The sequence below is a fragment of the Curtobacterium pomorum genome (assembly GCF_044497295.1).
Classification (GTDB): domain Bacteria; phylum Actinomycetota; class Actinomycetes; order Actinomycetales; family Microbacteriaceae; genus Curtobacterium.
This window is the reverse complement of sequence record NZ_CP172409.1, coordinates 2,081,199-2,093,545: the sequence shown is the minus strand read 5'-3', so window position 1 is coordinate 2,093,545 and position 12,347 is coordinate 2,081,199. Positions and strand designations below refer to the sequence as shown.

The window sequence follows — 12,347 nt, the reverse complement described above, 5'->3', positions numbered from 1 at the left end:
GCACTCAGGCACGACGGCAGAGGGAAGCCGCCGGGTCAGACGACCCGGCGGCCGAGGGCGTCAGTCGTCGGACTTGCGCTTCGTGGCGTCGGTCTCGTCGAGGCGGTCGTTGTCGACCCGCTCGCCGTAGACCGGCTCCCCGTTGAGTTCGGCGACGGGCTTGGCCTCGTCCTCCGGCGTCGCGGTGGTCTCGATGTCCGAGGCGCTGTCGTCGACGACGCGCGACAGGGTCTGACGGTGCACCGTGACGACCGTGCCCGGTGCGATCTCGACGTCGGCGGTGACCTTCTCGTCGTCGACCGAGAGGAGCGTGCCGTACAGGCCGAAGGACAGCATCACGCGAGCACCCGGCACCATCTTGGTGGCGAGCTCGCCCTGCTGCTTCTTGCGCTTGCGGCTGTTGTAGAACATGAAGGCCGCGAACGCCACGACGATGACGATGAGGATGACTTCTTGACCCATGATGCAGTTGCCTTCTCTGGTTGCTCGGTTTCGGGCCGTAGCAGTCTAGGGCACGCCACTGTGCGTGGCATGTCACCCGACCGATCGGCCGCTAGTCGGTGGTGTCTGCGTCGTCGAACAGGCCCGGGAGCGGTCCGACGCCCTGCCCCGGGGTGAGGCCGAGGTGCCGCCACGCGACCGGTGTCGCGATGCGGCCGCGCGGGGTGCGCGTGACCAGACCGACCCGGACGAGGAAGGGTTCGACGACCGACTCGATGGTCTCGGACTCTTCACCGACCGACACCGCGAGGGTGTTCAGGCCCACCGGTCCGCCGTCGAAGCGGGTCAGCATGATCTCGACCACGGCGCGGTCGAGGCGGTCGAGGCCGAGCTCGTCGACGTCGTAGAGGTCGAGCGCGCCCTGGACGGCAGCCATGCCGTCGGTGGTGCGGTGCACGAGGGCGTAGTCACGGACCCGGCGGAGCAGCCGGTTCGCGATGCGCGGGGTGCCGCGGGAGCGCCCGGCGATCTCGCGCAGCGCGGACCGGTCGATGTCGAGTTCGAGCAGGTGGGCGGCGCGGATCAGGACCTGCTCGAGTTCGTCCTTCTCGTAGAACTCGAGGTGCGCCGTGAAGCCGAAGCGGTCACGGAGCGGGTTCGGCAGCAGGCCGGCGCGGGTGGTGGCGCCGACCAGGGTGAACGGTGCGAGGTCGAGCGGGATGCTCGTCGCGCCGGCGCCCTTGCCGACCATGACGTCGATCCGGAAGTCCTCCATCGCCAGGTAGAGCATCTCCTCTGCCGAGCGCGCCATCCGGTGGATCTCGTCGATGAACAGGACCTCGCCCGGCACGAGCGAGGACAGCACGGCCGCGAGGTCGCCGGCGTGCTGGATCGCGGGCCCGCTCGACATCCGCAGGGGACGACCGGTCTCGTGCGCGACGATCATCGCGAGTGTGGTCTTACCGAGGCCGGGAGGACCCGCCATCAGGATGTGGTCCGGGGTGCGGTCCTGCATGCCGGCGGCCTTGAGCAACAGGTCGAGCTGCCCGCGCACCTTGCGCTGCCCGACGAACTCGTCGAGCGACCGCGGACGGAGGGCACCCTCGAAGGCGAGTTCCTCCTGCGACTCGGCTCCGGCTGACGTGATGCCGCTCATCGACCGGCACCGGCGGGCCGGAGCGCACCGAGCGCGGCACGGAGCAGCGCCTGCGTCCCCATGGCCGCGGCCCCGGGCTCGTTCGCGACGGTCTCGTCGACGGCGGTCTGTGCGGCGTCCTCGCGCCAGCCGAGACCGACCAGTGCGGAGACGACGTCGGTGGCTGCCGGGTGCGCGGCGGTGCCTCGACCGGCGGTGACGACGGCGGCCTGCTCGAACGCGGCGAGCTTGCCGGTGAGCGCGAGGATGATGAGCTTCGCGGTCTTCGGGCCGATGCCGGAGACCTTGCGGAAGGCGCCGTCGTCGTCCTTCGCGACGGCGTTGGCGACCTGCGACGGGTCCATGTGGGCGAGGACGCCCATCGCGGACTTCGGCCCGACGCCCGTGACGCTGCGCAGCAGGTCGAAGACCTGGAGGGCGTCGGTCGACTCGAAGCCGAAGAGCAGGTGCTCGTCCTCGCGCACGATCATCGCCGTGCGGACGAACACCTCGGCCCCGTGGCGCATCGTCAGCGCGTGGGCCGGGGTCACGGTGACGGCGTACCCGACTCCCCCGGCCTCGATCACCACGGCGGAACCGGCGATGTCGATGCAGGTACCCCGGAGACTCGCGATCATGCCCCGAGCCTACGGCTGCCCACCGACGCGGCCGACGAGCCACGCGGTCGCGCCGCGGCAGCGGCCGCACGGGCGAGCGGGGAGTCGACGGTGCCGCCCTGTGCATCGCGCCAGGCGCGCTGTGCCGGGGTGAGGTTCGTGGCACGCTCGCCGGCGACGTCAGGTGATCCGAGCCTCCAGGCATGGCACACGGCCAGCGCGAGCGCGTCGGCGGCGTCGGCCGGCTTCGGGGCCTCGTCCAGACCGAGCACGCGCGCGATCATGGTCTGCACCTGGCGCTTGTCGGCGTTGCCGTAGCCGGTGACGGCCGCCTTGACCTCGGACGGGGTGTGCAGGCCGACCGGCAGCCCGCGCGCCGCGGCGGCGTGCAGGGCCAGACCGGCCGCCTGGGCGGTCCCCATCACGGTGCGGACGTTCGCCTGGGCGAACACGCGCTCCACGGCGACCGCGTCCGGGTGGTGCTCGTCGATCTCGGCGGCGATGCCGTCGGCGATTCGGAGCAGCCGCTGTTCGAGCGGCATGTCCGCCGGGGTGCGCACGACCGTCACGTGGACGAGCCGTGCGCGCCGGTTCGGTGCGACCTCGACGACGCCGACGCCGCACCGGGTGAGCCCGGGGTCCACCCCGAGCACACGGAGCACGGTTACTCGCCCTCGTCCTCGTCGAGCTCGGCCTGGACGTCCGCCGGCACCTCGAAGTTCGCGTAGACGTTCTGCACGTCGTCGCTGTCCTCGAGCGCGTCGATCAGGCGGAAGACCTTGCGGGCGGTCTCGGCGTCGACCGGCACCTTGAGGCCGGGCACGAACTCGGCGTCGGCCGAGTCGTAGTCGATGCCGGCGTCCTGCAGCGCGGTGCGGGCCGCGACGAGGTCGCTCGCCTCGGTGATGATCTCGAAACCGCCGCCCTGGTCGATGACGTCCTCGACACCGGCGTCGAGCACGGCGGTCATGACGGTGTCCTCGTCGAGGCCGTCGACCTTCGTGACCGAGATGACGCCCTTGCGCGAGAAGTTGTAGGCGACGCTGCCCGGGTCGGCCATGGTGCCACCGTTGCGGGACATCGCCGTCCGGACCTCGGCCGCTGCGCGGTTCTTGTTGTCGGTGAGGCACTCGATCAGCATCGCGACACCGTTCGGGGCGTAGCCCTCGTACATGATCGTCGTGTACTCGATCGACTCACCGGTCAGGCCGGCACCGCGCTTGACGGCACGGTCGATGTTGTCGTTCGGGACCGAGGTCTTCTTGGCCTTCTGGATCGCGTCGACCAGCGTCGGGTTGCCCGACAGGTCGGCGCCACCCATCTTCGCGGCGACCTCGATGTTCTTGATGAGCTTGGCGAACGACTTGGCACGGCGGCCGTCGATGACGGCCTTCTTGTGCTTGGTCGTCGCCCACTTGGAATGCCCGGACACGGTTCTCCTTGCGTCTTGCGGAAAGTCGGGGTCAGTTTACCCAGCCGGGAGGCCCGGCGCCGCCCCGCCCCGCCGGTGCGGGCGCGCAGGCGGCCGGGCCCAGGGCGCGCGGCTCACGTCAGGCGCTGCGCACCATGGCGAGGAAGCGGCGGTGGAAGCGGTCCTCGCCGGCGACCTCGGGGTGGAACGCACTCGCGAGCACGTTGCCCTGCTGCACCGCGACGACCTGACCGTCCGCCAACGCGCCGAGGACCTGGACACCGGGTCCGTGCTGCTCGACGACGGGGGCACGGATGAAGACCGCGTGCACCGGGGCGTCGCCGAGTTCGGGCATCGGGACGTCGACCTCGAACGAGTCGTTCTGGCTGCCGAACGCGTTCCGTCGCACCGTGGTGTCGAGCACGTCGAGGGTCTGCTGCCCGCTGATGCCGTCGGTGATCCGTGACGACAGCATGATCATGCCGGCACAGGTCCCGTACGTCGGCAGGCCCCCACGGATCGCCTCGGCGAGGGGCTCGGCGACGCCGAACGCCCGGGACAGCTTGTCCATCACGCTCGATTCGCCGCCGGGGATCACGACGCCGTCGAGGGCCGCGATCTCCTCGGGTCGACGGAGCGGCACGACGTCGGCGCCGAGTTCCGTCAACGAGGCGATGTGTTCGCGGAAGTCACCCTGCAGTGCCAGGACCCCGATGCGGGGCCGAGCGCCGCCCGTCGTGCTACCAGCCACGCTCGGCGAGGCGGTGCGGTGCGGGGACGTCGGCGACGTTGATGCCGACCATCGCCTCGCCCAGGCCACGCGAGACCTCGGCGATGACCTTGGGGTCGTCGTGGAACGTCACGGCCTTGACGATCGCCGCGGCACGCTTCGCCGGGTCGCCGGACTTGAAGATGCCGGAGCCGACGAACACGCCGTCCGCGCCGAGCTGCATCATCATCGCGGCGTCGGCCGGGGTGGCGACGCCGCCGGCGGTGAAGAGCACGACGGGGAGCTTGCCGGTGCGGGCGACCTCGCGCACGATCTCGAACGGCGCCTGCAGTTCCTTGGCGGCGACGTAGAGCTCGTCCTCCTTGAGGTGGCGCAGCGCCGCGATCTCCTTGTTGATCGTGCGGATGTGCTTCGTGGCCTCGGACACGTCACCCGTGCCGGCCTCGCCCTTGGAACGGATCATCGCGGCGCCCTCGGTGATGCGACGGAGCGCCTCGCCCAGCTCGGTGGCACCGCAGACGAACGGCGTGGTGAAGTTCCACTTGTCGATGTGGTTGACGTAGTCGGCGGGAGAGAGCACCTCGGACTCGTCGATGTAGTCGACGCCGAGCTCCTGCAGCACCTGCGCCTCGACGAAGTGGCCGATGCGGGCCTTCGCCATGACGGGGATCGACACGGCGGCGATGATCTCCTCGATCATCGACGGGTCGGACATGCGGGCGACGCCGCCCTGTGCGCGGATGTCGGCGGGGACGCGCTCGAGGGCCATGACCGCGGTCGCGCCGGCTTCTTCCGCGATGCGGGCCTGCTCGGCGTCGACGACGTCCATGATGACGCCGCCCTTGAGCATCTCGGCGAGGCCGCGCTTGACGCGGTCGGAGCCGGTGATCGAGGTGCCAGGGGTGCCGGAGGTGCTGGTGCTGTCGCTCATGATGCCGATCAGTCTAGTCCGCTGCCGGCCAGCCCTCGGCGACCAGTCGGCGGGTGTCCCCGAGCATCTGGGACATCGACTTCGTCCGCGCGATGATCGGGAAGAAGTTCGCGTCGGACTGCCACCGCGGCACGATGTGCTGGTGCAGGTGCGCGGCGATGCCGGCCCCCGCGACCTCGCCCTGGTTCATGCCGATGTTGAAGCCGTCGCAGTGCGACACGGCACGCAGGACCCGCATCGCGGTCTGGGTGAGTTCGCCCATCTCGCGGAGCTCGTCCGGTGTGGCCTCGTCGTAGAGCGGCACGTGGCGGTACGGGCAGACGAGCAGGTGTCCGTTGTTGTAGGGGAACAGGTTGAGCAGCACGTAGGCGTGCTCGCCCCGCGCGACGATGAGGGCGTCCTCGTCGGACTTCCGCGGTGCCTCGCAGAACGGGCAGTCGTCGGCGTGCCCGCGACCCGTGCCCTCGCGCCCGGCGTCGATGTACGCCATCCGGTGCGGGTTCCACAGGCGCTGGAAGGCATCCGGGACGGCCGCTCCGGTGGCGGCGTCCCGGATGACCAGCGGGTCCTGCTCGTCCGTCATCAGACCTGCGCGCGCTCGCGGATCGCCGTCAGGATGCGGTCGACCGCCTCGTCCACGGGCACGGCGTTGTCCTGCCGTCCGTCGCGGAAGCGGAACGACACCGCCCCGGCGTCGCGGTCGTCGCCGCCCGCGATGAGCTGGAACGGCACCTTCGCCTTGGTGTGCGTGCGGATCTTCTTCTGCATGCGGTCGTCCGAGTGGTCGACCTCGGCGCGGACGCCGTGCGAGCGGAGCTTCGCGACGACCTCGTCGAGGTAGTCGCCGTACTCGGCCGCGACGGGGATGCCGACGACCTGCACCGGGGAGAGCCAGGCCGGGAAGGCGCCCGCGTAGTGCTCGGTCAGCACGCCGAAGAACCGCTCGATCGAGCCGAACAGCGCGCGGTGGATCATCACCGGGCGCTGACGGGAGCCGTCGGCCGCGGTGTAGTCGATGCCGAAGCGCTCGGGCAGGTTGAAGTCCAGCTGCACGGTCGACATCTGCCACGTGCGGCCGATGGCGTCACGCGCCTGCACCGAGATCTTCGGGCCGTAGAACGCGGCGCCGGCGGGGTCGGGCACGAGTTCCAGGCCGGATTCCTCGGCGACCTCGCGCAGGGTGTTCGTGGCGACGTCCCAGACCTCGTCGTCGCCGACGTACTTCTCCGGGTCCTTCGTCGAGAGCTCGAGGTAGAAGTCGTCGAGACCGTAGTCGCGCAGCAGCGAGAGCACGAACTCGAGGGTCGTGGTCAGCTCCTCCTTCATCTTCTCCTGCGTGGTGAAGATGTGGGCGTCGTCCTGGGTCATGCCGCGCACGCGGGTGAGGCCGTGGATGACGCCGGACTTCTCGTTGCGGTAGACCGTCCCGAACTCGAACATGCGCAGCGGCAGGTCGCGGTAGGAGCGCGGCTGCGACCGGTACGCCAGGATGTGCATCGGGCAGTTCATCGGCTTGAGGTAGTAGTCGGCACCCTGCCGCGTGACGTTGCCGTCCTCGTCCTTGGCCTCGTCCATGTGCATGGCCGGGAACATGCCGTCCTTGTACCAGCCGAGGTGCCCGGAGGTCTCGAACAGGTCGCCTTTGGTGATGTGCGGCGTGTAGACGAACGAGTAGCCGTTCTCCTCGTGCCGGCGACGCGAGTAGTCCTCCATCTCGCGGCGGATGATGCCGCCCTTGGGGTGGAAGATCGCCAGGCCGGAACCGATCTCGTCGGGGAACGAGAACAGGTCGAGCTCGGCACCGAGCTTGCGGTGGTCGCGCTTCGCGGCTTCCTCGAGGCGGACGAGGTACGCCTTGAGCTGGTCCTTGTCGGGCCACGCGGTGCCGTAGATGCGCTGCAGCTGCGGGTTCTTCTCCGAGCCGCGCCAGTAGGCGGCTGCGACGCGCATGAGCTTCGCGGCGTTGCCGATCCACCGGGTGTGCGGCACGTGCGGGCCGCGGCAGAGGTCCTGCCAGACGACCTCGCCCGACTTCGGGTCGACGTTCTCGTACACGGTGAGCTCGCCGGCGCCGACCTCGACGCTCTCGCCGGAGTCGCCGTCCGTCGCCGCGCCCTTGAGCCCGATGAGCTCCTGCTTGTACGGCTCCCCCGCCATCAGTTCGCGCGCCTGCTCGTCGGTGACGACCACGCGGCGGAAGCGCTGGGCCTGCTTGACGATGCGGTCCATGCCCTTCTCGATGGCCTTGAGGTCCTCGGGCGTGAAGGGCTCGGCGACGTCGAAGTCGTAGTAGAAGCCGTCGGTGACGGGCGGCCCGATGCCGAGCTTGGCGTCGGGGTTGATCTGCTGGACGGCCTGCGCCAGCACGTGCGCGGCCGAGTGACGGAGGATGTCGAGTCCGTCCTGCTCCTGCAGGGTGACGGCCTCGGCGGTCTCGCCGGCCTGGACGTCGGCAGCGAGGTCCTTCAGGACACCGTCGACACGGATCGCGACGACGCCGCGCTCACCGTCGAAGAGCTCGGTGCCCGTCGTGGTGGTCGTCGCGGTCCGGGGCTCGGGTGCCTGGGGAAGCTCTGCGGGCGCGGGTGCGACTGACTCGGTCACGATGATGGGACTCCTCGATCGAAATGGTGCGTCAAGACTAGTGCGCGCGCGGCGGTCAGGCGGGCACGGCGCCGAGCGTGGTGACGGGCAGTCGGGGCTCGAGCCGCTCGCGTCCGTTCAGCCCGTCGAGCTCGAGCAGCGCGGCGAACCCGACGGCCTGGTACCCGGCGCGTTCGAGCAGCGTGATGGTGGCTGCTCCGGTGCCGCCGGTGGCCAGGACGTCGTCGACGACGAGGACCCGGGTGCCCGCGGGCAGCTGGCCCGGGCGCAGCTCGAGCTCGGCCTCGCCGTACTCGAGCGCGTACTGCTCGCTGAGGACCTCGCCCGGCAGCTTGCCGGCCTTGCGCACGGTGAGCACGCCCACCTGGTGCTGTGCGGCGATGCCACCGGCCAGGGCGAAGCCACGGGCCTCGATGCCGGCGACGGCGTCGAACCCGGCGCCGACCGCGAACGGCGCGGCGAGTGCCTCGCACACGCGGCCGAACGCCACGGCGTCCGAGAACACCGGCGTCACGTCACGGAACAGCACCCCCGGCTTCGGGAAGTCCGGGACGACGGCGGTCAGGCGTTCGACGAGTGCAGCTGCGGTTTCGGTCACCCATCAACGGTACGGGAGGCCCGGGGTGCGTCCGGACGCCCCGCACGGTGCGAGGGATGTCCGGGGTGGTGCGAGCTTCCGTACTCGGTGTCTCCCGGAGGGGCGGTCACCGAGTACGGAACCTCGCACGGTTCGTGCAGCGGGCGGCCGGCTCAGCGCCAGGCACGCATGAGTGCGGCCTGCAGGAGCAGGTCGGCCTCGCGCTGCTGGCGTTCGCGCTCCGTGCGGGCCAGCGTGGCGAGGTCGACCTCGGGCCGCTCCTTGCGGGTGCGTCGGCTCCAGATGATGAGCGACATCCCGACCCGGAGTGCGATGCGGTCGGCGAGTGAGACCCGGCGGCGCACCGCGCGGGTATCGGGTGGACGGGTGGTGGTCTTCGTGGACACGGTGATCCCCTTCAGGGCATGGCAGAGCTGCCCGGGTGTCGGGCATGACGAAACCGCCCGGATCGCGGGCAGCGAGAATTGAATGCGTGGGAATGCACTCCGGGATGGTCCGGAAATGTTCGGACAACGATCGCGGAATGCACGTCGACCCCGAGAGCGTCGCACTGCCCACCGACATTCTTCCGGCGTCGTCCGTACAGATCGGACGGGACGCACCAACGTGCCGTCGAGCCGTTCGTCGGACGAACGAACCGGTGCTGCACAAGCCTGATCGGCTCAGCGCACGGCGCCCGGAGGCACAGATGTCAGGAGAGTGGGACGCTCCGGGTCAGCGGACGCGGAACGGGGTACCGACGCGTCCACGGATTCCACGGAACGGAGTGGTCGTTGTGATCATCATGGTCGGCCCCCTTTCGGTCTCGAGCTGGCGGAGTCGTCCGGGTCGAATGTTCGACCGTTCGCGACGAGTGAACACTATCGGCACCGCAATTCAGAGCGCAACCCCTTTTCCGGAAAAGATCCGGAATTGCATTCCGAACAGGCTGATCACGGTGCGAGGTTGGTGTACTCGTGTCGACGAGCAGGCTGCGTGCCGAGTTCCCGTCGTGCACCGGAGCAGGGCCTCCCGGCTGCACCGTGCGTCGTCCGCGGGACGGTGGCAGCCTGCGCGCTCGGTGCGGGATCGCAGGCGCGCACGGTGCGGGCAACCTCGCACCGTGTGACGGAGCACGCACGGTGCGCGGCGGTGGCGCGCATGGCGGCGGTCCGCGCACGCCGAAGGCCCGGTACCTGATCGGTACCGGGCCCTCGTGGTCGGACGGCTGCTACAGCGTCGCGGGTTCCACCACGGCCGCCGTCAGCACGTCGCCCTCGACGTCGATCCGCACGGTGTCCCCTGTGGTCGCGCCACCGTCGACCACGAGCGTCGCGATGCGGTCGTCGACCTCGCGCTGGATGAGCCGGCGGAGCGGACGGGCGCCGTACTCGGGTTCGTACCCGTGCTCGGCGAGCCAGTCGACCGCGGCGTCCGACACGGAGAGCACCATGTCCTGCGCGACGAGCCGGAGCGCCGTGTCCTGCAGCAGCAGCGACACGATCGACGCGATCTGCGACCGGTCGAGCTTGCGGAAGAGCACGATCTCGTCGATGCGGTTGATGAACTCCGGCCGCATGGCCTCGCGCAGCTTGCCCATCACACGGGCACGGAGGTCGTCCTCGGCGTAGCCGCCGGTCGTGCCCACCGGCGCGAACCCGAGGGCGCCCGACCGCGAGGCCAGGAACTCCGAGCCGATGTTCGACGTCATGATGACGACGGTGTTCCGGAAGTCCACCGTGCGCCCCTGGCCGTCGGTCAGCCGACCGTCGTCCAGCACCTGCAGCAGCAGGTTGAACACGTCGGGGTGGGCCTTCTCGACCTCGTCGAGCAGGATCACCGAGTACGGGTTGCGGCGCACACGCTCGGTGAGCTGCCCGGCCTCGTCGTACCCGACGTACCCGGGAGGCGCACCGACCAGGCGCGAGACGGTGTGGCGTTCGCCGAACTCGCTCATGTCGAAGCGGAGCATGGCGGACTCGTCACCGAACAGCGACGACGCGAGGGCCTTCGCCAGCTCGGTCTTGCCGACGCCGGTCGGGCCGAGGAACAGGAAGCTGCCGACCGGTCGGCGCTGGTCGCCCATGCCGGTGCGGCTGCGCCGGACGGCCTTCGCGATCGCCGCGACGGCGTCGTCCTGGCCGACGACGTGCTCGTGCAGCTCCTGCTCGAGCACGGCGAGCCGTGAACGGTCGCCCTGGGTCAGGCGCGTCGCCGGGATGCCGGTGGCACGCGACACCACGCCCGCGATGTCGCGTTCCGTGATCGAGGTGCCCACTGATTCCGGACGGGAGGCGCGCCCAGCGTCCGCCGACGTGGCGGCGGCGATCCGGGCCTCCAGTCCGACCGTCTCGTCGCGCAGGCGCGACGCCTCTTCGTACCGTTCCTCGGCGACCGCGCGGTCCTTCTCGGCGAGCAGCTCGGCGACCTGGTCGCGCAGGGCCTCGACGTCGACGTCACCCGAGCGGGCGAGCCGGCGACGGGCGCCGGCCTGGTCGATGAGGTCGATGGCCTTGTCCGGCAGGTGCCGGTCCGTGACGTAGCGGTGTGAGAGCTCGACGGCGGCGCGGAGCGACTCCGGCGAGTAGACGACGCCGTGGTGCTCCTCGTACCGGGGTGCGAGTCCGGTCAGGATCGCGACGGCGTCCTCGACACTCGGCTCCCCGACCGTGACCGGCTGGAAGCGACGCTCGAGTGCGGCGTCCTTCTCGATCCGGCGGTACTCGTTCAGGGTGGTCGCGCCGACCAGGTGCAGGTCGCCGCGAGCGAGCCGGGGCTTGAGGATGTTGCCGGCGTCCATCGAGCCGCCTTCACCGCCACCACCCGCGCCGACGACGGTGTGCAGCTCGTCGACGAAGACGATGAGCTCGTCGGCGTGCGCCGCGATCTCGTCCATGGCCTTCGTCAGGCGCTCCTCGAAGTCGCCGCGGTACCGGGTGCCGGCGAGCATGCCGGGCAGGTCGAGTGCGACGACCCGCTTGCCCTGCAGCAGGGACGGGACGTCGCCGTCGACGATGCGCTGCGCGAGTCCCTCGACGATGGCGGTCTTGCCGACCCCGGGCTCGCCGATCAGGACGGGGTTGTTCTTGGTGCGGCGGAGCAGGATCTCGACCGCCTGTTCGATCTCGTCGGCACGACCGATCACCGGGTCGATGCGGCCGTCACGGGCCCGCGCGGTGAGGTCGGTGCCGAACTGGTCGAGGGTCGGGGTGTCGCTGTCGGTCTCGGTCGTGCCGGGTGCTGTGTCGGTTCCGGGCATGGGGCGCCCCTCTCGTGCTGCTGCCGCGGCCTGCTGGGCGTAGTCCTGCATGGCCTGCGGGGTGACACCGGCGCTGGCGAGCAGCTGCCCGGTGACGGTCTCCTGGTCGGTCACGAGCGCGAAGAAGACGTGCTCGGGGTCGGTGTAGGTGCTGCCGAAGCCCCGCGCGGCCTGGGTGGCCTCGACGAGGATGCGCTGCGCCGTGGCGGTGAGGGCCGGGCGACCGGTCTGCTCGGCCTGCGGCTCGCGCGCCATCGGCAGGCGCTGCTCGATCTCGGCGGCGAGGCGCTCGGGGTCGACCCCGGCGGAACGGACGACGGCGTCGAACGGTTCGGTGCGGACGAGCACGTGCAGCAGGTGCAGTGCGTCGACCTCGCGCTGTCCCTGCGACACCGCGTACTCGGCGGTGTGCTGGAGCAGCTCGTGGGTACGGCGGCTGAGGAGCCGCGTGATGTCCACCGGTCGGCCGAACGCACGGACGCGCTGCGGGTCGCCGGTGTTCTGCGCCGCGAGGAGTCGGGCGAGGAACTCGTCGAACGAGTCACTGCCGCTGGTCGGGCCGAACGTCTCTGGCAAAGGGACCTCCTGGGAACTTGAGTGCCTTCGACTCAATGCAACGCAGGAGAACCAGGGTCATTCCCG

The 12,347-nt window shown here is 70.4% G+C and carries 12 protein-coding genes; all 12 read right to left on the bottom strand.

Annotated elements, in window-relative coordinates:
- Window positions 1-60 precede the first annotated feature (60 nt).
- The 12 genes from yajC to ACGH48_RS10015 all read right to left on the bottom strand — a co-directional run bounded on the left by yajC (window position 61) and on the right by ACGH48_RS10015 (window position 12,281).
- A complete protein-coding gene (yajC, locus tag ACGH48_RS10070; RefSeq protein ID WP_123312632.1) occupies window positions 61-462 on the bottom strand; it encodes a preprotein translocase subunit YajC in 402 nt (133 codons plus the stop codon).
- Between the two features lie 91 nt (window positions 463-553).
- Window positions 554-1,597, bottom strand: a complete 1,044-nt coding sequence (gene ruvB, locus ACGH48_RS10065) for a Holliday junction branch migration DNA helicase RuvB (RefSeq protein WP_123312633.1) — start codon at window positions 1,595-1,597, stop codon at window positions 554-556.
- Window positions 1,594-2,214 carry a Holliday junction branch migration protein RuvA gene (gene ruvA / locus ACGH48_RS10060; protein WP_396288405.1) on the bottom strand — a complete coding sequence of 207 codons (621 nt, stop codon included), beginning with the start codon at window positions 2,212-2,214 and terminating at the stop codon, window positions 1,594-1,596. Before ruvA ends, ruvB begins: the two co-directional genes overlap by 4 nt.
- Window positions 2,211-2,855, bottom strand: a complete 645-nt coding sequence (gene ruvC / locus ACGH48_RS10055; RefSeq protein WP_123312635.1) for a crossover junction endodeoxyribonuclease RuvC — start codon at window positions 2,853-2,855, stop codon at window positions 2,211-2,213. Before ruvC ends, ruvA begins: the two co-directional genes overlap by 4 nt.
- A gap of 2 nt (window positions 2,856-2,857) precedes the next feature.
- A complete protein-coding gene (locus ACGH48_RS10050) occupies window positions 2,858-3,625 on the bottom strand; it encodes a YebC/PmpR family DNA-binding transcriptional regulator (RefSeq protein WP_123312636.1) in 768 nt (255 codons plus the stop codon).
- A gap of 118 nt (window positions 3,626-3,743) precedes the next feature.
- On the bottom strand, window positions 3,744-4,355 hold the full coding sequence (pdxT, locus tag ACGH48_RS10045; RefSeq protein WP_123312637.1) for a pyridoxal 5'-phosphate synthase glutaminase subunit PdxT: 612 nt from the start codon (window positions 4,353-4,355) through the stop codon (window positions 3,744-3,746).
- The gene (gene pdxS, locus ACGH48_RS10040) at window positions 4,345-5,265 is read right to left on the bottom strand and encodes a pyridoxal 5'-phosphate synthase lyase subunit PdxS (protein ID WP_111084046.1); all 921 of its coding nucleotides are present in this window, start codon (window positions 5,263-5,265) and stop codon (window positions 4,345-4,347) included. Before pdxS ends, pdxT begins: the two co-directional genes overlap by 11 nt.
- A gap of 13 nt (window positions 5,266-5,278) precedes the next feature.
- The gene (locus ACGH48_RS10035; protein ID WP_123671781.1) at window positions 5,279-5,848 is read right to left on the bottom strand and encodes an HIT domain-containing protein; all 570 of its coding nucleotides are present in this window, start codon (window positions 5,846-5,848) and stop codon (window positions 5,279-5,281) included.
- Window positions 5,848-7,869: a threonine--tRNA ligase gene (gene thrS, locus ACGH48_RS10030; RefSeq protein WP_396288401.1), complete on the bottom strand. Its 2,022-nt coding sequence runs from the start codon at window positions 7,867-7,869 to the stop codon at window positions 5,848-5,850. Before thrS ends, ACGH48_RS10035 begins: the two co-directional genes overlap by 1 nt.
- 55 nt (window positions 7,870-7,924) lie before the next feature.
- Window positions 7,925-8,467 (bottom strand): adenine phosphoribosyltransferase, encoded by a 543-nt coding sequence (locus ACGH48_RS10025; RefSeq protein WP_123292807.1) that lies wholly within the window; start codon window positions 8,465-8,467, stop codon window positions 7,925-7,927.
- 152 nt (window positions 8,468-8,619) lie between these two features.
- On the bottom strand, window positions 8,620-8,853 hold the full coding sequence (locus tag ACGH48_RS10020) for a hypothetical protein (RefSeq protein WP_396288399.1): 234 nt from the start codon (window positions 8,851-8,853) through the stop codon (window positions 8,620-8,622).
- A gap of 824 nt (window positions 8,854-9,677) precedes the next feature.
- Window positions 9,678-12,281: an ATP-dependent Clp protease ATP-binding subunit gene (locus ACGH48_RS10015; protein WP_396288397.1), complete on the bottom strand. Its 2,604-nt coding sequence runs from the start codon at window positions 12,279-12,281 to the stop codon at window positions 9,678-9,680.
- Window positions 12,282-12,347 lie beyond the last annotated feature (66 nt).

What these genes read in the sequence shown, in the direction of transcription:
- yajC (WP_123312632.1), bottom strand. Translation starts at nt 462, where the DNA reads ATGGGTCAAGAAGTCATCCTCATCGTCATCGTCGTGGCGTTCGCGGCC.
- ruvB (WP_123312633.1), bottom strand. Translation starts at nt 1,597, where the DNA reads ATGAGCGGCATCACGTCAGCCGGAGCCGAGTCGCAGGAGGAACTCGCC.
- ruvA (WP_396288405.1), bottom strand. Translation starts at nt 2,214, where the DNA reads ATGATCGCGAGTCTCCGGGGTACCTGCATCGACATCGCCGGTTCCGCC.
- pdxS (WP_111084046.1), bottom strand. Translation starts at nt 5,265, where the DNA reads ATGAGCGACAGCACCAGCACCTCCGGCACCCCTGGCACCTCGATCACC.
- ACGH48_RS10035 (WP_123671781.1), bottom strand. Translation starts at nt 5,848, where the DNA reads ATGACGGACGAGCAGGACCCGCTGGTCATCCGGGACGCCGCCACCGGA.